The sequence below is a fragment of the Streptomyces sp. NPDC059142 genome, from assembly GCF_042755665.1.
Taxonomy (GTDB): domain Bacteria; phylum Actinomycetota; class Actinomycetes; order Streptomycetales; family Streptomycetaceae; genus Streptomyces.
In genome coordinates this window covers 1-20,466 of the sequence record NZ_JBHZDA010000004.1, presented here as the reverse complement: position 1 = coordinate 20,466, position 20,466 = coordinate 1, and the positions used below count along the sequence as shown (strand labels likewise).

The following is a 20,466-nucleotide window of genomic DNA, read 5'->3' as shown; positions in this document are numbered from 1 at the left end:
TGCTGCGGGAGTTCAGGCCGGTGGCCCGGACGAGACCGGTGACGCCTCGTCCGTTTGGGCCGGGGCCTGGGCGTCCTGTCGGGGCGAGGAATCCTGGGAGAAGAGGTGCCGGATCCCGGTGATGTCGAGGACGCGTTCCAGGAAGGGCGGTGGGTTGTCCAGATGGAGCGATGTGTTCCGGGCGCCGGTGCTCCGGTGGAGCATCAGAAGTGTGGATATGCCCATGGAGTCGCACAGCCGCAGTCGCGCGCAGTCGAGATGCAGTTCACGCAGGCGCGGGTGCTCGGCCAGGCACGCGGTGGCCTGCCGGGTGAGTTCGTCGCTGGTGTCGTAGTCGAGAACCCCGGCCAGTCGTAGGTGCGCGATGCCCTGCCCTGCTTCAACGGTGAGGGAGAAGGACGGGCTGGGCTGGTCGGTCATGCGGGGGCTCCAGGGTGTCGGCAGGGGGTGGTGAGAGCACCGGCCAGGGCGAGTTGTGCCTGGCCGAGTATGCGGGTGGCGCGAGGGAAGTCCTTGAGCTCGGTGGCCAGGATCTCCAGCGCGGGACCCAGCGACCTGGCGGGGACACGGCGGGCGGTGAGGATGCCCGCGGTCCAGGTCAGGAAGGTGGTGAACAGGTCGTCGTCGTCGACGTACAGGGCGACGGTCAGGAACTCGACGACATGGGCGATGTCCTCGGCAGTGCGTTCGCGCTGCCGGTCGGAGTAGGCGGCCATGGCGGGGAATCCTTTCTCCAGCTCCGCCAGCACCTGTTTGACGAGCTGCCCCTGGGCGCGGGCGACGAGGGTGTACTCCTGGTCGCCGAGATGCGGCAGATCGTCGAACTGCTGCCTGCCGTCGGTGAGGCTGGGACCGGGGATACCGTCCGCGAGCTGTCCGGCGGCGCCGCGCGCGTCGGGAGCCCAGGCGCTGGCCCCCAGCAGATACGCGTACCGGCCGTCGGCTCCGAAGGCCGCTCCGCCGGCCAGGACGGGTACCCCGACGGCCTTGCAGGCGCTGATCGCCGCGTGGGCGGCGGGCAGCCGGGTCGGAATGGACGAGGAGAGCGCCACGGCGTCCACCGTGCTGCTGTGGAGATGGGCGATCAGATGCGGGGTGGGCACCTGGGCGCCGAGGAAGTCGACGTGCCAGCCCCGCAGCGTGAGGACCTCGGCGAGGAGGCGGGCGGGCAGGACGTGCCACTCCCGTTCCACGCAGGCCACCGTGATCCGGCCCAGACGCGGCCTGGCGCGCACGGCGGGGCGGTGGGCGAGGGCGGCGATGAGGCGCTCGGCGATGGCGCTCGCCGCGTGCTCCTGGGCGACGGTCAGCCGGTTCGCCGCCCATTCGGTGCCGACTCTCGCCTGTACGGGCGCGATGAGGTCGAGCAGGACCGCCTCGGCGTCCATGCCGTCGTCCAGTGCGGAGAACACGATGCCCGCCGCGCTGTGCTCGTCGCGGTTCGTCACGGTCGCCCACAGCCGGTCCCGCATCGTCCGGATGGTGGTGGGCCCCGCGGTCATCGTTCTCATGCGGTGTACCTGCCCCGGGTGTGGCCGTTCACCGCACTCAGGTGGATGGAGGGGGGTGCGGTGATCGCCACGACGGCCATGTCGTCGTGGCCGCCGCTGCGCAGCCACTGGGACGCGAGCATCTGGATGTGCTCGACGATCGCCTCGCCGGGCATGTCCGCGCACCCCGCCAGTGCCCGCTTCAGACGCTCCTCGCCGAACATCTCGTCGCCCAGAGGCCCGCCTCTGGCCTCCGTGATCCCGTCGGTGTAGAGCAGGCAGGTCTCGCCGGGAAGCAGGACCGTCTCGACCGTGTGCGCCTCGATGTGCGGGAGGGCGCCGACCAGCGTGCCCCGGGTGTGGATCTCCTCGACGCTGCCGTCGGCCCGTACCACCAGGGGCGCGGGGTGACCGGCGGACGTGAGACGCAGCCGGACCTGGTGCCTGACGCGTTGGACCGAGGCCATGACCATGGTCGCGAAGCGCGCGTGGTGGGAGTTGAGGAGCGCTCCGTTGAGGAGCCGCAGCATCCGCTCGTGATCCGCGGCCAGGGGCATGAGCGCCTGCATGGTGTTGCGGATCTTGCCGGTCAGGACCGCCGCGTCCAGGCCCTTGCCGCAGACGTCGCCCAGGATGACGAGGGAGGCGTCGGCCTCGGTGGCGCCGGGGTGGACATCGTAGAAGTCTCCGCCCACACGGTCCCTGTCACCCGCGGCCTGGTAGCCACCGGCGAACTCGACACCGTTCATGCGGTGGAGCCGGGGAGGCAGAAGGTCGCGCATGAGGGTCTGGGTGATGTCGCTCTGCTCGGCGTAGAGCCGCGCCGCGGAGAGGGCGGCTCCGGCGCGGGCGGCGAACAACCGGGCGAAGATCTCCTCGCTCTCCGTGAACCCGCTCTGCACCGTGGAGCGCAGCAGGATCAGGGCACCGGCGGGAACACCGTGACCGGGCAGCGGGGTGACCACGACCGAGCCGATCGTTCCGGCGAAGCCCTCGGGGAGTACCCAGCCGGGCAGCAGGGCGGGGTCGATCCAACGGGAGGGCACCGGCGGGAATCCCTGCAACGCCTCGCTCAGGCCCGGCAGAAGGGAGGGGTCCTCGGTGATCACGGCACGGGTGACGTCCTGGCCCGCGACACCGTGCGCGACGGGCAGTTTCTGCCCCGAGACGGGGGCGACGACCACCGCGATGTCCGCCAGGTACTCGGCGGCGAGCTGCGCGGTGGCGCTCATGCACCGATCGGTGTTCAGCGAGGAGAGCAGGACGTTGGACGCCTCCGCGAGGAACGTGGTGCGCTCCCGCTCCGCGGCGAGCGCCTCCTCGGCGAGCCGCCGGTCGGTGTCGTCGACCAGCCACCACACCACGTTCCCGTCCTGCCCCTGGGTGGGGTGCGCCTCGAAGCTCTGCGCCGCGATCCGCCCGAAAACCGGTGGGAGACCGGGCACGCCCTGAGAGCTCCCCGCCGTCAACCGCGCACGCGCCCCGGCCTCCTGGTGGGCCTGTGCCAGCCAGTCCGGCACCGCGTCGTTCATGTTCGTCCCGGGCCGCACACCGCCCAGGAGACCGGCCGCGGCGGGGTTCACCATGGTGATGGTCCCGGACGGTTCGGCCACGATCACGGGATACGGGGCCAGACCCCAGATGCCTGACACGGGACGCTGCTCGGTTTTCGTAACGGAGTTTCCCTCGGTAGAGGCCATGAAGGGGGGCCCGCCGACGGCGAACCGCACCACCTTCCCACTGGACGGGAAATACTTACCTGACGGCAACCATCCCGCATCTCCGCTCTCCATGGCAACCGCGCCCCCGCCCGCCGGCGCCGGAAAAGCCCTGCCGCGCAAGGACTTCACGCCGAGGTGTCAGATCCTTCACAGAAGAGCCACAGGGCCGGGGCCCGTTCCGCCGGTGAGGATCGGGCCCCGACGCGCGTGCGTCAGGCCGCCGAGGGGCGGCCGTGCCAGTCCAGGCACACGACCAGGGAGTCGTCCGAGGCGGGTCCGGAACCCCGGTGCCCCAACAGCTCTTCCAGCATCGCCCGGGGGACCTGGGAGGCGGGCAGCAGACGTGTGTCGATGATCACCCTGGCCAGGGCGTGGAGGCTGTACTTCTCCCCGGCGGGGGACAGGGCGTCGTAGACGCCGTCACTGATGAACAGCAACCGGTCTCCGGGCAGGACGGCGAAGCGCTGAGGGATGTACACGGAGTCCTCGAACATCCCCAACGGCATCTGCGGGTCCATCTCGATCGGCTCGACGACGTCCGCGCGGAGTCGCCAGATCCGGGGCGACCCGGCGTCGATGATCTCCACGTCGCCGGTCGGGAGATGGAAGCGGAGCAGCAGCGTGGAGAGGTACTGGTGTCCCTGGTGCTGGCCGTAGATCGCCTGGTCGGCGAGGAACGCCTGACCGGCGAGGTCCAGGCCCGCGCGCCGGGCGTTGCGCAGGGCGTTGACCGCGAGATTGGTGAGCAGCGCGGCGTCGATTCCCTCGCCCATGCCGTTGCTCACGGTGAGAACCAGGTCGTCGGCCGAGGCCGACCAGTCGAAGCTGTCGCCGAAGATGGCGTAGGCGGGTTCCAGTTGCGCGCCGATGCTGTACTCGGGCCGGGAGCAGGAGCGTCCCGGGAGCAACTGCCACTGCATTTCCGCCGCCAGCGTCAGGCGCTCGGTCCTGCGGGCCTGGAGAAACAGATCGGTGTCCCGCTCCGCGACGACGATCTCGTGCGCGAGCGCGTCCGCGTACCCCCGGAACTCTTCCTTCATACCCGGGCCGAGGCTGTTCGCGCCGGAGCCGTCCGTTCCGGGGCCGTCGGGGCCGATGCCGTCCGTGCCGGAGTGGTCCGTGCCGATGTAGTCCGTGCCGATGCCGTCCGTGCCGCCGGGCAGTGTGATGCTCAGCACCCCCAGCCGGTCGCCGCGCACACTGACGGGCACGAACACCGTTACCGTGGCCCCTGGGCCCTCGACACAGTGCGGCTCCTGGGTGCTGAACGCGCGGCCGGCGGCCGTGCCGAGAAGAGAGAGCGGGGGAGCCGTGTGGGGCAGGACGTGCACCAACCGCAGCTCGGTCATGGCGTAGTCGGCCATCAACAGCTCCACCGACACCGCGTGGTGCCGGCGCTCGATCAGAGCGCGGAGCGCGTCGAAAATCTCATGGGGCGCGGCCTCGCGCAGTACGCGCTCGACCGCGCGGGGTCTTTCCATCGGTACCGAACCTGCTTTCCTTGACATATCTTCATCACGCGACTGCCCACGAATCGCCGACCGGAACGAGCACACCGTGCTCCGTCGGGAGTGTCACATGCGCGAGGACCCCGTCCACCTCCATCCGCAGGCGTCCGAACCCCTGCCCGAGGTCACGCATGTCCTTGAGCTGATGGAGATGGCCTGGGACCACGGCCGGGACGTCCTGAGCACCGCTCCGGTCTCCACTGCCCAGATCCGTGTGATGTACATCGTAGAACGCGAGCCCGGTATCAATCTCAGCACGCTCCGCCGGCACCTCGCGGTGGCCGCGCCGTCGGCCACCCGCCTCTGCGACCGGTTGCAGGCCGCCGGCTTCCTCCGCAGAACTCCGCGCCCCGAGGACAGGCGTGAGACGCGGCTCGAACTCACCGACGCGGGGGTCGCGCACCTGCGCGAGATCCGCCGCCGCCGCGAACAGGCCCTCCGGCTGGCCATGAGCCGTATGACGCCCACCACACGTGACGCTCTCGCCACGGGGCTGGCCGCCCTCTGCGAAGCCGTCGCCGAAACGCGCCCGCACGCGGGCGAGCTGCCCCGCCCCAAGAGGGGGCACCGTTGACGAGCGGCGAACCAACCGACAAGTAACCCGCCAGTAGCCTGCGGATCGAAGGTTGGACAGCAGAGGACCCACGGCAGCTTGATCGCCGGGGTCCTCTGCGTCGTCTCGGCCCTGTTCCCGTAGAGCAACGGCCTGGTGGCGTGTACCCGCTTGTGGAGCAGGTTCGCCACCGAGGGGCCCCTTCCCTACGGAGGATCGGACCTTATCTGTCGTCAAACCCTGTCAGCAATCACCATCGGATCCGATGGGATTCGCGCCGCCGCGAACCCCCGGATTTCCCGGGTTCATCGGACGGGTCAGCCACCTGTCGTCAAACGTCGTGTACCGACACTCCCGAGCAGATCGCAGCTTCGATGTGGGCGAGTTGGGCGGCGAGGATCTCTTCGAACGCGGCGCGGCGGTCCGCCCCGAGGGGGCGGACGTCGCGGGCGAAGTGGGCCAGGGCCGGGAAGCGTTCGGGGTCGGCGCCGAGTACCGCGACGCGGAACAGCTCCATGCCCTGTTCGTACTCTTCGGGGGTGACGGTGCTGACCCCGGCCTCGGAGGCGATCAACGCGGCGATGAGGACCGCGATCCGGTGGTAACGCGCCGGGATCTCCTCGTCGGGCAGTCCCGACGCTCGCAGCGCCTGTAGCAGCTCTTCCATGACCAGCCGGGAACCGGTGCCGCTCGACGCGTAGCGTCCCCAGACCGCGGCGAGCTGGGGCTGCTGTCCGAATGCCTCTCTCACGCGCAGGGCCAGGGCCGTGATGCGCTGCTTCCAGTCGCCCTCGGGGCGGTGGCCGTCCATGGCCGCGAGAAGAATCCGGTCGGCGACCGCGCGCAGCAGTTCGGTCTTGCTGCGGAAGTGCCGGTAGAGGCTGGAGGAATCGGTCCCGAGGGCCGCGGCCAGCTTGCGCACGCTGAACGAATCCGCGTCGCTGCTGCGCAGCAGCTCCGCCGCCGCATCCAGGATCTCTTCGGTCGACCAGCGCCTTCGGCCTGCCATGTCGCTCCTCTCGCCGGATCTCAGCCTAACCTATGCACTTGGCGTTGCACGCACCGCGTGCATAATGAGGACAGGGACATGCCGGGCGGCCCGGCAGGAGACGGCCCGGCATGCCACTCGTGCCCCGTTATCCGGGTCAGGCGACCGATGCGGAGCTCGCCCCGGGGAATACGAAAGGACGCATGACGTGAAGAACCCACTGGATTCCGCGGCGCTGAACGCCGCCATCGAAAACGTCCACCGCGCCGGGATGCCGGGCCTGTTCGCCGAGGTGCGTGACGGCGACCAGGTCTGGCGCGGTGCCGCCGGGGTCGCCGATGTCGCCACCGGCCGCCCCGTCACCGCCGACATGCGGCACCGGGTCGGCAGCATCACCAAGACCTTCACCGCCGCCGCGGTCCTGCAACAGGTCGAGAGCGGTCAGATCGGTCTCGACACACCGATCGGCCGGTACCTTCCGTGGCTGGTTCCCGGAGAACGCGGTGACGCGATCACGGTCCGGATGCTGATCAACCACACCAGCGGCCTCGCCGAGTACCTCCCGTACGCCTACCCCTCCCTCAAGGCGTTCCCCGCCCTCGCGGACACCGGACCCCAGAGCCTGGACGACCACCGGTTCACGCGGTTCAACCCCACTGAACTGATCGAGATGGGGGTCACCGCACCTGCCGTCGGCACCCCGGGCGGTACGCCGGGGGTGTACTCCAACACCAACTACCTGCTCCTCGGCGAACTCCTGGAACAGGTGACCGGCACTACGGCCGAGCGGTACATCACCCGGAACGTCATCGAGCGCGCCGGGCTCCGGGACACCGAATTCCCCGCCGGACCGCACGTCGACGGGCCGCACTCGCAGCTCTACGAGGCGTGGTTCGGCATGATCGACCCGCCGCGCGACTACAGCGTCTACGACATGTCATGGGTGGGGCCGTCGGCCTCGCTGATATCGACCGTCGCGGACCTCAACCGTTTCTACGGCATGCTGCCGGCCGGGGAGATCGTCAGTCCGTCGTCGCTGGCGCAGATGCAACGCACCGTCCCGGTCGTCTCCCAAGAGGGAAGGACGATCGACTACGGCCTCGGCCTGCACCCGATGGAGGGGCCCGGTCAGGGCATCTTCTGGGGCCATGGCGGCACGGTCTGGGGTGGTGGAGCGCTGGCCATGACCCGTGCCGACGGCAGGCGGCAGATGGCGGTCGCGGTGAACCTGCAGAGGTGGAACACGCTCGACTCCTCCGGCAAGCCGCAGCCCCATCCCATCGACGACGCGCTTGCGGCTCTCTACCGCGCGGCGATGTACGGCTGACCGGGCCGGGGAGAGTGACGGCCCCCGTCCTGCGGCGCTTCACCCGCACCGCCTCCCACCCCGTCCACCAGGCCATGCTCGAAGTCGGACGTGCCCAGAAGGCCGTCTTCGTTCGATCCGCGGACTACTGGCGGGTTGCTTGTCGGTTGGTCCGCCGCTCGTTGATGGCACCCCAAGAGGGTCTGACCGAGCAGGTACGCGCGGTCGTCACCGCCCGGTGGCACGGCGCGGTACCCGGGCGGGGCCCCGGCCCCTTCACCGGCGCCCTGTTCGGGCGCCCCCTGAACCTCTGTGCGCCGCACGGCGGGCGTGGCGTGAACACGGCGGCGTACGACGCCCGCGCGTACGCTGTCCGCACCGGCGTTCCCCGTCGGCTCGCCCGCCAGGCCGCCGCCGTACCGCCGCCCCACCCGTACGTACCTCGACAACATGGGCGACGCTTCCCGCGCGGGGGGTCTCGGCCAGGAGAGAGCCGATGACCAGTTCGATGATCCGCAGGGCCGTGATCCCCGCCGCCGGCCTGGGCTCGCGCCTGTTGCCGCTGACGAAGGCGACACCGAAGGAGATGCTGCCGGTCGGCGACAAGCCGGTGATCGAGCACACCGTACGCGAGCTGGTGGCATCCGGGATCACGGACATCACCATCGTGGTCTCGGGCGGGAAGTCCCTGATCCAGGATCACTTCCGGCCCAATCCCGCCCTGGTGGAGCAGCTTCGCGCCGACGGCAAGACCGCCTACGCGGACGCGGTCGAGGAGGTCGCCGAACTGGCCAGGCAGGGCCACATCACCTATCTGGACCAGCACGGCCCGTACGGCAACGGCACGCCGGTGCTCAACGCCGCCAGGAACCTCGGTGACGAGCCGATGCTGGTCCTGTGGCCCGACGACGTCTTCGTCGCCGAGGTCCCCCGGGCCCAGCAGCTCATCCGCGCGTACGAGGCGACGCGCTGCCCGGTGCTGGCCGTGATGCCCATGGCGCCGGAGGACTCCCAGCGCTACGGCGTCCCCGTCGTCAAGGAGGACCTGGACGACGGTCTGCTGCGGATCACCGGCCTGGTGGAGAAGCCGAAGCCGGTGGACGCGCCGTCGGCGTTCGCGGCCATCGGCGGCTATGTCGTCACCCCCGGCATCATCGACGAGCTGCGCGAGCAGACCAGGCGCTGGTACGAGCACCGCACCGGCGAGGTCTATCTGACCGACGCGGTCAACGCCTACGCCGCCACCCGCGCCGTCTACGGCCAGGTCATCCAGGGCCGCTGGTACGACACCGGCAACCCCGCGGACTATCTGGTCGCCCAGTTCGCCTCGGCCCTCGCCCACCCGGAGTACGGGCCGCTGCTGCGCCGGCTCGCCCGCGACCTGGACGACGGTTCGGCGCCCGGATCCGCCTGATCCTCCCGCCCGTCCGGGCGGTCCGGAGCGGCGGCGGGCCCGGTCTCACCTGGACGTGACGCGTCCGAGCGGGCCGGTGCCCGCCGTCAGCGCGTCGCACGCGTCCTGCCAGGCGGTGTCCCCGGGCTGGAACCGGGTGCGGAGATAGGCCCAGGTGAGCCGCTGGACCGCGGCCACCCGCCCGGGGTGCTCGTCGGTGGTCTCCGCGACGTCGTACCCGGAGATCCCGCCGAGCCCGTGCTCCGCGTCGAAGAGGGTGAGCAGCGACTTGGGGCCGGGGGAGAGGGTGTACGGATCGGTGTGCCACTCCGGTCCCATGACGGTCAGGTGGGCGGAGGCGTCCTGGTCGCCGGCGACCACGAGCGTGGGTGTCGCCATCCGGGAGAAGTCCGTGCTCAGGAAGAAGGGGTAGTTCTCGGCCGTCGCCCCGGTGAGCGCGTCACCGCCCCTGCCGGGCGCGGCGAGCAGGAGCCCCGCCGTGATTCGGGCGTCGGACAGGTCCACCTCCGTACCGTCGTCCGGGTCGGTGAGCCGCGCCCCCAGCAGCAGGCTCGCGGTGTGGCCGCCCATCGAGTGCCCGGCCACGGCGACCTTGGTGCGGTCCACGCGTCCGAGGAGCCGCGGAACGGCGGACTCGATCGCGTCGAGCCGGTCGAGAACGAGCTTCATGTCCTCGGCCCGTGACCGCCAGTACAGGGGTGCCCCGGGGGTGTCGGCGGGCAGGGTCAGCGTCCTGGAGCTGAGGTGGGTGGGCTGGACGACGACGAAGCCGCGCGCGGCCCAGTAGTGGGCGAGCGGGGCGTAGCCGTTCAGCGAGGAGAGATGGTTCGAGTACCCCTGGCCGTGCGAGAGGAGGATGACCGGCAGCTCGCTCCCGGTCACCGGCGCGGAGACCCGGACCTCCAGATCCACGGCGCGGCCGGGCGCGGGCAGTACCACCGGACCGACCGAGAGAACGGGAACGGGCGCCCCGGAGGCGTCGGTCGGATGCGTCGATTCACTCATGGTGCGTGGATCCCTTCACTGGACTCCGCCGCCGGTCTCGGCGACACCGGAAGCGGAACGTTGTTCCATTTACGATACGGAACCTCGTTCCGCTTTGTCAATGATCAAAAGTCGAGGCCAGGGGTGGGGGTGCCAGGGGGCGGAGAGGGGGAGTGACGCACGCGGGGGCGCGTCCCGTACGTACGGAACGCGCCCCCGCGCGGTGGGTGGAGCGGTTTACGGGAGCGGGTCGGCGCCCGCGAGGCTGATGACCGGGCGCAGGCCCGCGGGGCGCTCCTCCACCGGGAGGTGGTCCACGAAGTGGACCGAGCAGCCGAGTGCCGCCGCGCCGCCGTCCGCGTGCCGGTCGTCGCCGACCATCAGCACATCGTGCGGATCTTGGCCCAACTCCTCGCAGGCGGCCCGGAAAAGGCGGGTGTCGGGCTTCTGGATGCCGTGTTCGTAACTGAGCACGTACGCGTCCACGAGGGCGTCCAGACCGTGGGCGCGGAAGACGGGGCGCAGGTCCCAGCCGATGTTGCTCACCACCGCGACGCCGATGCCGCTGCCCCGCAGCGCGCCCAGCACCTCGGCCGCGTCCGCGTAGGGGCGCCAGGCGTCCGGTGTCATATGGCGGTCGTAGAGCGCGTCGTACAGGCCGGGGCTGGGCAGTTCCACCTGGCGGGCGACCCCGGTGTACGCGGCGCGGTGGCGTTCGGCGCTCTCGTCGCGGGTCGCCCACAGCTCGGCCAGATCCGGCGGTACCTCCTGCGGGGAGGGCAGACCGGGCAGCGCGCCCACCACGGCCAGCCGCATCGCGTACCGCCGTACCTCGATGGGGGATACGGCGACACCCGCCTCGTCGAGCACGGCGCGCAGCCATGAACTCGCGGATTCGATACGGAAAAGAGTCCCGGAGAAGTCGAAGAGCACAGCCTTGTAGGTCATGTACCCGATCCTTCCCGCGTCACGGCTTTCTGGACAAGGTCACGCGCCTGAACAGCGCGATCGAGAAGGCGACCAGGGCGCCACCGAGCAGCCAGCCACCCAGAACATCCGAACTCCAGTGCACGCCCAGCCACAATCGGGTGATTCCCACGCCGGCGACCGACACCACCGCGACCGCCACGGCCGCCCGCCGGAGCCCCGCGCCCACCCCTTGACGCCAGGTCAGCCACAGCAGCAGTCCGCAGGTCACCGTCGCCGTCATGGCATGTCCCGAGGGGTACGCGGCGAAGTGCGCGGAGTCGACCGGGTCGGGCCACTGCGGACGCTCCCGTCCCACGGCCCACTTCAGCCCCTGGGAGACGGCCGCGCCCAGCGCGCTCGACCCCGCCACCCACGCGGCGAGCAGCCGCTCGCCGCGCAGCCACACCATGACCACGGCCACCGCCGTCAGCAGCCGCATCGTCCAGGGGTCCCAGGCCCAGTCGGAGAGCAGCCGGTTGGCCTGGGTGAGTTCAGGGCCGGCCACCGCCCGGCGGTGCAGTCCGTCCGCGACGGCCTGGTCGAACGCGATCAGCGGCCCCCACCGTACGACGACGAGCGCCGTCAGGATCCCCGCCGCGACGGTCAGCAGCGCGGCCGTACGGCCCGGTCCTGGCCGCCGCGTTCTCCAGGAACGCGGCGCGTGCGGGGCGGTGGGGGCGGGAGGCGCGGGCGTCGGCGGGGGGTGCATGAGGTGATACTCGCCGACGCGGGGCGCGGCGGGCTACCCGGCGGGCGCCCCGGGCGCGTTATCCGAGCGCGCGCAGCGCCGGTACGAACGCGATCAGCAGCGGGACCACCGGCACCAGCGCGGCCGCCGCGGTCAGCCGCAGCCGGCGCCCCGCGGTCAGCCGGGGAACGGGCGTCAGCAACCGGTGCACCCGCTGCGGGAGCTGCGCGTCCGGGGTGGTGCCGGGGCCGAACACCCCACGGTCCTCGTTGAGTTCGACCAGGGCGAGGGCGATCGTCAGCCGGCCGAAGCGCCGCGAGGCCACATCGTCCGCGGCCAACTCGACCAGCCGGTGCATCTCGTCGCGGAACGCGGCGAAGACCGGGATCTGCGGGAAGCCGTTCGCGAGCGCCCCCGAGCAGTGCAGCAGCCAGTCGTGCCGGGCCCGCGCGTGACCCTCTTCATGGGCGAGCACGGCGTCCAGTTGACGGCCCTTCAGGCGACGCAACGCGGCCGTGGTGATGACCAGTTGGGGCGCCGTGCCCGGCAGCCACCAGGCACCGGGGCGCTCGCCCTCCAGCACCACGAGCGGTTCGCCGCCCGGCTCCTCGCCGGGCAGCACCGGGGCGCGTACGAGCAGTTCCCTGCGGCGCTGCCGGCGCCTGCGGCGGGCCCGGTGGATCTCACGGGTGAGCATCGCCACCGTCCACAGACCGCCGCCCGCCAGCAGGACCGCCAGGACGGCGGACCACGACCGGTTCGGCCCGAAGGCGTACGCCTCCACCACACCGCTCGGCGCGGGCGCGAACACATGCCCCCGTACGGCCACCCAGGCGGCGGCCGCGCTGAAGACCATGGAGAGGGCGAAACTCAGCAGGACGGCCGCGACGACGCACTGCCAGACCCACAGCGCCACCACAGGTTCACGCTCGGGCCATTCGGCACGGGACAGAATCCGCGGCGCGATGATCGCGGCCAGTGCACCGAGCAGCAGCAGCGCCAAGGAGACCATCATGGCGCCCAGCGTATGAGGGTCGCGCCCCCCAGGGGTATGACCTTGACCGGCAAGTGACCCACGACACGTTTCACGGCGGGCCCGGGTGATCACGGAACCGGAGTGAACCGGCCGAAATCAGAGCGTGAGCAGCATCGCCAGCATCGCGATCCCCATCGACAGCCGGCAGGCGGGCACCAGCTCCGTCCGGTCCGCCCAGCCGACGGCCCCCGAAACCCCGTGCGCCGGAACGGCGACGGCACCGGGCGCGCCACCCGGCGCCGGGCCGGGCGCGGGCCCCGGCAGAGCGGGCAGCGGCAGCAGCCGGGCGCCCGCCCACAGCACGTAACCGGCGTAATAGAGCAGCAGCGCGGCGGTGACCTGCGGGATCCCCGCCGCCGTGTGCGCGGCGTGCGGCCCGCCCGCCACGGTGGCCATGGAGCCCGCCATGTAGACCATCGCGAGCATGCCCAGCAGGTGGTGCGCCCGGTGGGCCGAGCCCCGGTCCGAGGCCGGCGCGCGCACCGCCGCCATGCCGAAGACCACCGCGTACCCCAGCCAGACCCAGCGCGGGGGCGTCACCACCGTGGCGGGCACGGCCATCGCCGCCATCCCGAACCCCATCAGCGCCTCACCGCCCACCGTGCCGTGCCGGGCCGCGCCGCCTGCCCGTAACCGGAGCAGGCAGTACGCCCCGGCCGTCGCGCAGAGCGCGACGAGCAGCCAGCCGGCCGTCACGGATCCGTGCACCGCGCACCTCCCCCGTTCCGTGGTGTCGGCGAAGTGATGCCCGGCGCGGCGGGTGCGCAGACACGCGCAGAGGGACACGGGGGGCGCGCAGGACGCGGCGGGGCCCCGGGCCGCACCCGGGGGACACGGACCGCGCCGCGTCCCCTCGCGTGCACCGGCGGCGGACGCCCTACGGTCACCGCTCCACGGGATCGGGGCGGTCGCAGGTGCTCGCCACCCGCAGCGCCCTGTCCTCCCGCGCCGAGTCGAGCAGCGTCAGCATGATGTCCAGGACATGCCGCGCCATCTCGGCGGAGGCCCGGTGCGGGCGTCCCTCGTCGAGCGCCCACGCCAGATCCGCGAGCCCGGTGCCGCGCCCGGCCGCCGCGTACCCCGCCGAGACCGGCAGGGTCTCCCACGGTCCGGCGGGCCCGTGCAGCTCCACGGGTCCCTCGAAGCCGTTGGGGTCCGGTACGGAGAGGGAGCCGCCGGTGCCGTACACCTCGATGCGCGGCAGGCGCGCGGCGTGGACGTCGAAGCTCATCACCAGCGTGGTGAGCGCGCCGTTCGTGTGCCGGAGCACCCCGCTCACATGGGTGTCCACCTCGACGCCGAACCGCTCGCCGGCGCGCGGCCCGCCGCCGATCTCCCGCTCGGCGCGGGGCCGGGAGGCGGCGCCGGTCACCCGCTCGACCGGGCCGAGGAGATGGACGAGCGCGGAGAGGTAGTACGGGCCCATGTCGAGCAGCGGCCCGCCGCCGTGCCGGTAGTAGAACTCGGGTGCGGGGTGCCAGCGTTCGTGTCCCGCCGTGGTCATGAAGGCGGTCGCGGCGACCGGGGTGCCGATCAGCCCGTCGTCGACCGCCTTGCGCGCCGTCTGGACCCCTGTGCCCAGGACGGTGTCGGGCGCGCAGCCGAGCCGGGGACCGCCCGCGTGCGCGGCGGCGGCCAGCAGCGCGTCGGCCTCCGCCCGGGTGGTGGCGAACGGTTTCTCCCCGTAGACGTGCTTGCCCGCGGCGAGCGCCGTCAGGGCGACGTCGGCGTGGGCCGCGGGGATCGTCAGATTGAGGACGGCGTCGACATCGTCCCTGCCCGCCAGCTCGGCGGCGGAGCGGGCCACGGCCGCCCCCGGCACCCGGGCGGCGACGGCGGCGGCGCGGCCGGGGTCGAGGTCGGTGACGGCGGTGAGCGTCACGTTCGCCAGCCGCTCCAGGGTGTCCAGATAGGCGCCGCTGATCGTGCCCGCGCCCACCATGCCGACTCTCAGCGGCTCGCCCACAGCAGCCCCCTCTCGGTGAGTGTCCGTACCTCGGGTACGTCGAAGTCGTCCGGCTTGTGGCCGACGGCCGAGACGAAGACCCGTCCCGCGCCCCAGTTCCTGGTCCACACGGCGGGCATGGTGACCGGCCGCGCGCGGTCCTCGTCCGCGGCGAACCCGACCGTGGCGAGTACGTCGACGAGCGGATCGGTGGCCAGCCAGTACTTCTCCGTGTGCACCTGGAAGGCGCCGAGGCCCGCCATGACCGGGTGGTCCGCGTGCTCCTCGACCGGGGTGACCTCGTGGTCGGAGAAGCCGGCCGGGTGCATCAGGAACTGACCGCCGGTCAGGAGCTGGTAGCCGAGGTCCCCGCGGAAGGAGTCGACGATCCCGCCGTGCCAGCCGGCCAGCCCGGTCCCGGCGCGTACGGCGGCGGCGAGCCCCGCGCTCTGCTCCCCGGTGATCTCGCCCATCGTCCAGCACTGGACGACCAGATCGGTGGCGGCGAGCAGTTCGGCGTCGGCGTAGACGTCCAGGGTGGCGGAGGTCCGTACGTCGAAGCCGTGCGCGCGCAGGAAGGGCAGGAACAGCTCCGTGATCTCCACGGGGCGGTGTCCCTCCCAGCCGCCCCGGACGACCAGAGCCCGTCGGGCGTCGGATGTCTCGCGTGTCACAGTCGTTGCACACTCCCATCGGTGTCGCGGGTCCGCCGGGGACACCGGACGGGCCGGTACGTCCGTACCCGATCCGTACCGCCGCCCCCGCGCACCCCGTTGAGCCCATCCGTACCCGCGTTAGGCTGCTGCTGCCCCCCACCGGCCCATCGGCTCACCGGCCGTCTGCGAGGAGACCGCGCACCATGGACACCGTCCCGAGCCCCACCGAAGCGCTCACCTACCGCGACGCCACGGCGGCCGACGCCGAGGCCCTGGTCGCGCTGGTCGAGTCGGCCTACCGGGGCGACAGCAGCCGGACCGGCTGGACCACCGAGGCGGACCTCCTGGAGGGGCAGCGGACCGACCGGGACGGGGTGCTCGCGGTGATCGAGGCGCCCGGCAGCCGGCTGCTGGCCGTCGAACGGGACGGCGCGCTGATCGCCTGCTGCCAGCTCGAACACCGAGGGGACGCGGCCTACTTCGGCATGTTCGCGGTGGCGCCCGGCGCGCAGGGCGGCGGGCTCGGCCGCGTGATCATCGCGGCGGCGGAGCGCACGGCCCGCGAGGGCTGGGGCGTTCAGGAGATGCACATGACGGTGATCCGGCAGCGCGAGGACCTGATCGCCTGGTACGAGCGGCGCGGCTACCGCCGTACGGGAAAGCTGTTCCCCTTCCCGTACGGCGACGAGCGCTTCGGCGTCCCGCTCCGGGCCGACCTGGAGTTCGAGCTGCTGGTCAAGCCGTTGCCGTAGATCCGGCCCGCCCCGCGGCGCCGCACCCGGGCGCTCCGGATCCGGCCCCCCCCGCGGCGGCGTACCCGGGCGTTCCGCTCAGGCGGTGAAGCGGCCGGTGCGCCGGATCTCCGGGAGGTCGGTGGTCACGGCGTTCAGCTCGAAGGCGCGCGCGAGCCGTAGCTGCTCCTGCGTGTTCACCACCCAGCCGATCACCCCGAGACCCCGTCCGTGCGCGCGCTCCACGACCTCCAGGGTGAGCCTGCGCAGATTCAGGGCGAGCGAGGCGGCGCCCACCGCCGTCGCCCGGTCCACCACGTCCTCGCCCCAGCGGCTGGCGATCAGCACCGTGCGGACGCCCGGCACCAGCGCGGCGATCTCGGCGACCGCCTCGTCGTGGAACGACGACACCTCCACGCGCCCCACGAGATCGCGCTCCCGCATCACCCGGGCCAGCGCGCGGGCCGCCGCCACGTCCTTGATCTCGGCCTGGAGCGGCGACCGTACGGCGTCCAGGACCTCCTCGAAGACCGGGACGCGCTCGCCGTCGCCCGCGTCCAGCTCCCGCAGCTCGGCGAGCGTCCGCTCGGCGATCGCGCCCGTTCCGTCGGTCGTACGGTCCACCTCGGTGTCGTGCATGACGACGAGGGCGCCGTCCTTGCTCAGATGCAGATCCAGCTCGATGGCGTCCATACCGGCACGCTCCGCGTGCGTGAACGAGCGCAGGGTGTTCTCCGGCTCGACACCCATCACTCCGCGATGACCGATGATCTGGAAAGTCAAGACAGTCTCACTTTCGTCGACAGCGGCTCCTCGCGCGCAGCCTAGAGGCGATGGGCGGCTCTGGCTCCCCCCGCCGTCCCCATGCCGGGTGAAGTTTCCCGGGCTACGCTGAATCGAGGCGTCAGACCCTCGAACCGCAGGAAAATCGGCGGTGGCCAGGGGGTATCGGCAGGACGATTTGTTTGATCTTCGCTTGTGGTGGAGATCAGGACACCTATACAGTTCCTTGACTGTCTTGACGCCAAGATATTCTGCGGAGGAAGTGACATGACGGAGATTCTTGTGCAGGACACCCCTGAGCCCGGCATAAGTGACGCCGACCGCGTGATCGCGCACCCGGCGTGGCCTCGACTCAAGAGTGCCGTCGAGGAGATCCGCCCCTGGCAGTCCGCGGACGGATCGATCGACTTCGGCGCCGACGGCGCCCCGGAACGCGCCCACGCCGACGCGGCCCTCGACCGGGTGGTCGCCGCGGTCGAGCAGCTCTCCCCGCTGCTCCCGCACGACGCCGCCTACCACGCGGCGCTCCGCTCCGACCTGCGTAGATGGGCGGACGGCGGCTTCGCGGTCCCGGACTTCCTGGACTCGCTGCTCGCTTTCAGGCCCGCCGCCGACCGTACGGACGGCCGCCAGCACCTCGCCGTCTTCCCCATGTACACGCAGAACGGCAACCCGGACCGCAACCTCGAAGCCGTCGTGGTCCGCATGGTCTGGCCCGAGTGGCTGGCCGAGCTGGAGCGCACGCGCTACGACAACCCGCTCTTCTGCGGCATCACCTTCGAGGACTTCACCGCCGGGTACGACACCAACTCCGCGGTGTTCTTCCCCGAGACCATCGCCGTGCGCGAGGCGCCCGAGCGGTTCACCTGGGGCGGGATCTTCTGCGACCGCGAGGCCGCCCGCTTCCGCCGGGTCATCGACGCGGCCGTCGCCACCCTCGGGGTCGACCTGCCCGACGACATCCGCGCGCTCGTCGCCGACCAGGACCGCTGCCAGCAGGCGTTCGTCCTGTGGGACATGGTCCACGACCGCACCCACAGCCACGGCGACCTGCCCTTCGACCCCTTCATGATCAAGCAGCGCCAGCCGTTCTGGATGTACGGACTGGAGGAGCTGCGCTGCGACCTCACCGCCTTCCGCGAGGCCGTACGGCTGGAGGCCGACGGCTTCCCGCAGGGCCGCGACGTCCAGTACGCCGTGCTCTTCGACCGGATGTTCCGCTTCCCCGTCACCGGCGCGCGCGAGCGCAACTACGACGGCCTCGGCGGTCAGCTCCTCTTCGCCTACCTCCACCAGCACGACGTGGTGCGCTGGACGGACAACACCCTGCGCATCGACTGGGAGCGCGCGCCCCAGGTCACCAACCAGCTCTGCGCGGAGATCGAGGAGCTGTACCGGGCGGGGATCGACCGGCCGAAACTGGTCCACTGGTTCGCGGCGTACGAACTGGTCTCGACGTATCTCGCCCCGCACCCCGGATCCCGCTGGGCCAAGGGCCCCGACGCCCTGGACCTCTCCCAGCCGCCCAGGAAGCTCGTGGACGACGTGCTTCCCGACGAGTTTCCGCTGAGCATGTTCTACGAGGCGCTCGCCAAGAAGCTCAAGCATGTGATCGCCTCCACCCGGGGCATCACCAGGGAGACCCCCGACCCCGCCGGAACCGCCGTGACCGCGGCGACGGCGGCCACCGACCGGACGGCGGCGTGAGCGCCCCGAGGCAGGAGACGGCGCCAATGACGGCGGACCAGCGGACGAACGCCGAGCCGGCGCCCGGCGCGCGCACGGAGCGGGGCGGCGCCCTGGCCGGGGCCGTCGTCGCCGTGGCGGGCGCGGGCGGCCCCGCCGGGCGGGCCGCCGTGCTGCGGCTCGCCGGGGCCGGCGCCACCGTCGTCGCCGCGGACGCGGACCCCGAACGGCTCGCCGAGGCGGTCGACGCCGCCAGGAACGCGCACGACGGGGCCACGATCACCGGCGCAACCGTCGACCTCCTCGACCTCGCCGCCACCCGGGCCTGGGCGGACAGGACCGAGAAGGAGTTCGGACGGGTCGACGGGCTGGTCCACCTCGTCGGCGGCTGGCGCGGCAGCGCCACCTTCGCCGACTCCGACCCGGCCGACTGGGAGCTGCTGGAGAAACTGCTCATCCGTACCGTCCAGCACACCTCCCTGGCCTTCCACGACGGGCTCCTGCGCAGCGACCGGGGCCGGTATCTGCTGATCAGCGCCGCGGGTGCCACGAAACCCACCGCGGGAAACGCCGCGTACGCCGCCGCCAAGGCCGCCGCCGAGGCATGGACGCTCGCCCTCGGCGACGCCTTCCGCAAGGCGGGGGGCGAGGAGGGGCCCCGCGCCGCGGCTGCCATCCTGGTGATCAAGGCACTGGTCCACGACGCGATGCGCGCCGAGCGGCCGAACGCGAAGTTCGCGGGCTTCACCGACGTCACGGAACTGGCCGAGGCCATCGCCGGGGTCTGGGACAGGCCCGCCCGGGAAGTGAATGGAAACCGCCTGTGGCTGACCCCAGGACCGTGAGGTCCCGTACGACGGACACGCGCCGTCACCACGACCCCGAGGTGCGCGGCTTCGCCAGCGACAACTACGCGGGCGCCCACCCCGAGATCCTGGCGGCCCTCGCCGTGGCCAACGGCGGCCACCAGGTCGCCTACGGGGAGGACGAGTACACCGCGCACCTCCAGCGGATCATGCACAGCCACTTCGGCCCGACGGCGGAGGCGTTCCCCGTCTTCAACGGCACCGGAGCCAACGTCGTCGCGCTCCAGGCGCTCACCGACCGCTGGGGCGCCGTGATCTGCGCCGAGTCCGCGCACATCAACGTGGACGAGGGCGGCGCGCCCGAGCGCGTGGCCGGGCTCAAGCTGCTCACCGTACCGACGCCCGACGGCAAGCTCACGCCCGAGCTGATCGACCGGGAGGCGTACGGCTGGGACGACGAGCACCGGGCCATGCCCCAGGCCGTGTCGATCACCCAGAACACCGAACTGGGCACGGTCTACACGCCCGACGAGATCCGCGCCCTGTGCGCGCACGCCCACGCGCTCGGCATGAAGGTGCATCTCGACGGCGCCCGGATAGCCAACGCCGCCGCCTCGCTGGACGTCCCGATGCGGACCTTCACCAACACCGCGGGCGTGGACGTCCTCTCCTACGGGGGCACGAAGAACGGCATGCTCTTCGGCGAGGCCGTCGTCGTGATCAACCCGGACGCGGTACGCGCCATGAAGCATCTGCGGAAGCTGTCGATGCAGCTCCCGTCCAAGATGCGCTTCGTGTCGGCGCAGTTGGAGGCGCTGCTCGCCGGCGATCTGTGGCTGCGCAACGCCCGGCACTCCAACGCCATGGCCCGGCGGCTCGCGGCGGGCGTCCGCACGGTCGACGGGGTGGAGATCCTGTACCCCGTCCAGGCCAACGCCGTCTTCGCCCGGCTGCCGCACGACGTGAGCGTCCGTCTCCAGAAGCGGTTCCGCTTCTACTTCTGGGACGAGAAGGCCGGGGACGTCCGCTGGATGTGCTCCTTCGACACGACCGAGGACGACGTCGACGCGTTCGTCCAGGCGCTGAAGGAGGAGATGGCCGCGTAGGCGCCGCCCGGAGGGCCGCGCGCCGGGCGCACGGCCCCCGGCGCGCCTGCGGCGTCGATGCCCGCTTCTCCCCGGACCGGCCGCTCCCCGTCCGGG

The 20,466-nt window shown here is 71.9% G+C and carries 20 protein-coding genes; 7 read left to right on the top strand and 13 right to left on the bottom strand.

Going from position 1 to position 20,466, the window contains the following annotated elements; all coding sequences use genetic code 11:
* Positions 1-12 precede the first annotated feature (12 nt).
* The 4 genes from ACFXPK_RS03040 to ACFXPK_RS03025 form a co-directional block, all read right to left on the bottom strand.
* A complete protein-coding gene (locus tag ACFXPK_RS03040; protein ID WP_385070968.1) occupies positions 13-420 on the bottom strand; it encodes an STAS domain-containing protein in 408 nt (135 codons plus the stop codon).
* Positions 417-1,511: a B12-binding domain-containing protein gene (locus ACFXPK_RS03035; RefSeq protein ID WP_385070966.1), complete on the bottom strand. Its 1,095-nt coding sequence runs from the start codon at positions 1,509-1,511 to the stop codon at positions 417-419. Before ACFXPK_RS03035 ends, ACFXPK_RS03040 begins: the two co-directional genes overlap by 4 nt.
* Positions 1,508-3,190, bottom strand: a complete 1,683-nt coding sequence (locus ACFXPK_RS03030; RefSeq protein ID WP_385070963.1) for a PP2C family protein-serine/threonine phosphatase — start codon at positions 3,188-3,190, stop codon at positions 1,508-1,510. Before ACFXPK_RS03030 ends, ACFXPK_RS03035 begins: the two co-directional genes overlap by 4 nt.
* 233 nt (positions 3,191-3,423) lie before the next feature.
* On the bottom strand, positions 3,424-4,692 hold the full coding sequence (locus tag ACFXPK_RS03025; RefSeq protein WP_385070960.1) for a PP2C family protein-serine/threonine phosphatase: 1,269 nt from the start codon (positions 4,690-4,692) through the stop codon (positions 3,424-3,426).
* Between the two features lie 97 nt (positions 4,693-4,789).
* On the opposite strand from ACFXPK_RS03025, the gene ACFXPK_RS03020 reads away from it, so the two are divergent.
* Positions 4,790-5,293, top strand: coding sequence for a MarR family winged helix-turn-helix transcriptional regulator (locus ACFXPK_RS03020; protein WP_385001965.1), 504 nt, complete (start codon positions 4,790-4,792; stop codon positions 5,291-5,293).
* Positions 5,294-5,603: 310 nt separating this feature from the next.
* Here the strand turns inward: ACFXPK_RS03020 and ACFXPK_RS03015 are convergent, their stop codons facing one another.
* Complete coding sequence (locus ACFXPK_RS03015) at positions 5,604-6,281, bottom strand: TetR/AcrR family transcriptional regulator (protein ID WP_385070956.1); 678 nt, start codon at positions 6,279-6,281, stop codon at positions 5,604-5,606.
* Positions 6,282-6,468: 187 nt separating this feature from the next.
* Here ACFXPK_RS03015 and ACFXPK_RS03010 point away from each other — a divergent pair, with 187 nt between their 5' ends.
* Both ACFXPK_RS03010 and ACFXPK_RS03005 read left to right on the top strand, forming a co-directional pair.
* Positions 6,469-7,587: a serine hydrolase domain-containing protein gene (locus ACFXPK_RS03010; RefSeq protein WP_385070953.1), complete on the top strand. Its 1,119-nt coding sequence runs from the start codon at positions 6,469-6,471 to the stop codon at positions 7,585-7,587.
* A gap of 475 nt (positions 7,588-8,062) precedes the next feature.
* Entirely contained in the window at positions 8,063-8,980 is a 918-nt protein-coding gene (locus tag ACFXPK_RS03005) for a UTP--glucose-1-phosphate uridylyltransferase (RefSeq protein ID WP_385070950.1), read from the top strand.
* A gap of 45 nt (positions 8,981-9,025) precedes the next feature.
* Here ACFXPK_RS03005 and ACFXPK_RS03000 read toward each other — a convergent pair whose 3' ends face one another.
* The 7 genes from ACFXPK_RS03000 to ACFXPK_RS02970 form a co-directional block, all read right to left on the bottom strand.
* Positions 9,026-9,985 (bottom strand): alpha/beta hydrolase family protein, encoded by a 960-nt coding sequence (locus ACFXPK_RS03000; protein WP_385070947.1) that lies wholly within the window; start codon positions 9,983-9,985, stop codon positions 9,026-9,028.
* Positions 9,986-10,201: 216 nt separating this feature from the next.
* Complete coding sequence (locus tag ACFXPK_RS02995) at positions 10,202-10,912, bottom strand: HAD family hydrolase (RefSeq protein WP_385070944.1); 711 nt, start codon at positions 10,910-10,912, stop codon at positions 10,202-10,204.
* A 19-nt stretch (positions 10,913-10,931) separates the two neighbouring features.
* Entirely contained in the window at positions 10,932-11,642 is a 711-nt protein-coding gene (locus ACFXPK_RS02990; protein ID WP_385070941.1) for a phosphatase PAP2 family protein, read from the bottom strand.
* Between the two features lie 58 nt (positions 11,643-11,700).
* Positions 11,701-12,636, bottom strand: a complete 936-nt coding sequence (locus ACFXPK_RS02985; RefSeq protein WP_385006101.1) for a M56 family metallopeptidase — start codon at positions 12,634-12,636, stop codon at positions 11,701-11,703.
* 117 nt (positions 12,637-12,753) lie between these two features.
* The gene (locus ACFXPK_RS02980; RefSeq protein ID WP_385070938.1) at positions 12,754-13,365 is read right to left on the bottom strand and encodes a DUF5134 domain-containing protein; all 612 of its coding nucleotides are present in this window, start codon (positions 13,363-13,365) and stop codon (positions 12,754-12,756) included.
* A gap of 175 nt (positions 13,366-13,540) precedes the next feature.
* Positions 13,541-14,623: a Gfo/Idh/MocA family protein gene (locus ACFXPK_RS02975; RefSeq protein WP_385070935.1), complete on the bottom strand. Its 1,083-nt coding sequence runs from the start codon at positions 14,621-14,623 to the stop codon at positions 13,541-13,543.
* Positions 14,608-15,276 (bottom strand): ThuA domain-containing protein, encoded by a 669-nt coding sequence (locus ACFXPK_RS02970; protein ID WP_385070932.1) that lies wholly within the window; start codon positions 15,274-15,276, stop codon positions 14,608-14,610. Before ACFXPK_RS02970 ends, ACFXPK_RS02975 begins: the two co-directional genes overlap by 16 nt.
* Positions 15,277-15,461: 185 nt before the next feature.
* On the opposite strand from ACFXPK_RS02970, the gene ACFXPK_RS02965 reads away from it, so the two are divergent.
* On the top strand, positions 15,462-16,010 hold the full coding sequence (locus tag ACFXPK_RS02965) for a GNAT family N-acetyltransferase (RefSeq protein ID WP_385006093.1): 549 nt from the start codon (positions 15,462-15,464) through the stop codon (positions 16,008-16,010).
* A gap of 78 nt (positions 16,011-16,088) precedes the next feature.
* On the opposite strand, the gene ACFXPK_RS02960 is transcribed toward ACFXPK_RS02965, so the two are convergent.
* The gene (locus ACFXPK_RS02960) at positions 16,089-16,739 is read right to left on the bottom strand and encodes a glycerophosphodiester phosphodiesterase (protein ID WP_385006107.1); all 651 of its coding nucleotides are present in this window, start codon (positions 16,737-16,739) and stop codon (positions 16,089-16,091) included.
* Positions 16,740-17,039: 300 nt separating this feature from the next.
* On the opposite strand from ACFXPK_RS02960, the gene ACFXPK_RS02955 reads away from it, so the two are divergent.
* The 3 genes from ACFXPK_RS02955 to ACFXPK_RS02945 are packed head-to-tail and all read left to right on the top strand — an operon-like array spanning position 17,040 to position 20,370.
* The gene (locus ACFXPK_RS02955; protein WP_385070929.1) at positions 17,040-18,479 is read left to right on the top strand and encodes a DUF6421 family protein; all 1,440 of its coding nucleotides are present in this window, start codon (positions 17,040-17,042) and stop codon (positions 18,477-18,479) included.
* Positions 18,480-18,505: 26 nt separating this feature from the next.
* On the top strand, positions 18,506-19,303 hold the full coding sequence (locus ACFXPK_RS02950) for an SDR family NAD(P)-dependent oxidoreductase (protein ID WP_385070926.1): 798 nt from the start codon (positions 18,506-18,508) through the stop codon (positions 19,301-19,303).
* A complete protein-coding gene (locus ACFXPK_RS02945) occupies positions 19,282-20,370 on the top strand; it encodes a threonine aldolase family protein (RefSeq protein ID WP_385008052.1) in 1,089 nt (362 codons plus the stop codon). The genes ACFXPK_RS02950 and ACFXPK_RS02945 overlap by 22 nt, the downstream gene beginning before the upstream one ends.
* Positions 20,371-20,466 lie beyond the last annotated feature (96 nt).

Excerpts from the sequence above, each read along its gene's own strand:
- ACFXPK_RS03040 (WP_385070968.1), bottom strand. The coding sequence starts at position 420 with ATGACCGACCAGCCCAGCCCGTCCTTCTCCCTCACCGTTGAAGCAGGG.
- ACFXPK_RS03035 (WP_385070966.1), bottom strand. The coding sequence starts at position 1,511 with ATGAGAACGATGACCGCGGGGCCCACCACCATCCGGACGATGCGGGAC.
- ACFXPK_RS03030 (WP_385070963.1), bottom strand. The coding sequence starts at position 3,190 with ATGGCCTCTACCGAGGGAAACTCCGTTACGAAAACCGAGCAGCGTCCC.
- ACFXPK_RS03025 (WP_385070960.1), bottom strand. The coding sequence starts at position 4,692 with ATGGAAAGACCCCGCGCGGTCGAGCGCGTACTGCGCGAGGCCGCGCCC.
- ACFXPK_RS03020 (WP_385001965.1), top strand. The coding sequence starts at position 4,790 with ATGCGCGAGGACCCCGTCCACCTCCATCCGCAGGCGTCCGAACCCCTG.
- ACFXPK_RS03015 (WP_385070956.1), bottom strand. The coding sequence starts at position 6,281 with ATGGCAGGCCGAAGGCGCTGGTCGACCGAAGAGATCCTGGATGCGGCG.
- ACFXPK_RS03005 (WP_385070950.1), top strand. The coding sequence starts at position 8,063 with ATGACCAGTTCGATGATCCGCAGGGCCGTGATCCCCGCCGCCGGCCTG.
- ACFXPK_RS03000 (WP_385070947.1), bottom strand. The coding sequence starts at position 9,985 with ATGAGTGAATCGACGCATCCGACCGACGCCTCCGGGGCGCCCGTTCCC.
- ACFXPK_RS02995 (WP_385070944.1), bottom strand. The coding sequence starts at position 10,912 with ATGACCTACAAGGCTGTGCTCTTCGACTTCTCCGGGACTCTTTTCCGT.
- ACFXPK_RS02990 (WP_385070941.1), bottom strand. The coding sequence starts at position 11,642 with ATGCACCCCCCGCCGACGCCCGCGCCTCCCGCCCCCACCGCCCCGCAC.
- ACFXPK_RS02985 (WP_385006101.1), bottom strand. The coding sequence starts at position 12,636 with ATGATGGTCTCCTTGGCGCTGCTGCTGCTCGGTGCACTGGCCGCGATC.
- ACFXPK_RS02965 (WP_385006093.1), top strand. The coding sequence starts at position 15,462 with ATGGACACCGTCCCGAGCCCCACCGAAGCGCTCACCTACCGCGACGCC.
- ACFXPK_RS02960 (WP_385006107.1), bottom strand. The coding sequence starts at position 16,739 with ATGGGTGTCGAGCCGGAGAACACCCTGCGCTCGTTCACGCACGCGGAG.
- ACFXPK_RS02955 (WP_385070929.1), top strand. The coding sequence starts at position 17,040 with ATGACGGAGATTCTTGTGCAGGACACCCCTGAGCCCGGCATAAGTGAC.
- ACFXPK_RS02950 (WP_385070926.1), top strand. The coding sequence starts at position 18,506 with ATGACGGCGGACCAGCGGACGAACGCCGAGCCGGCGCCCGGCGCGCGC.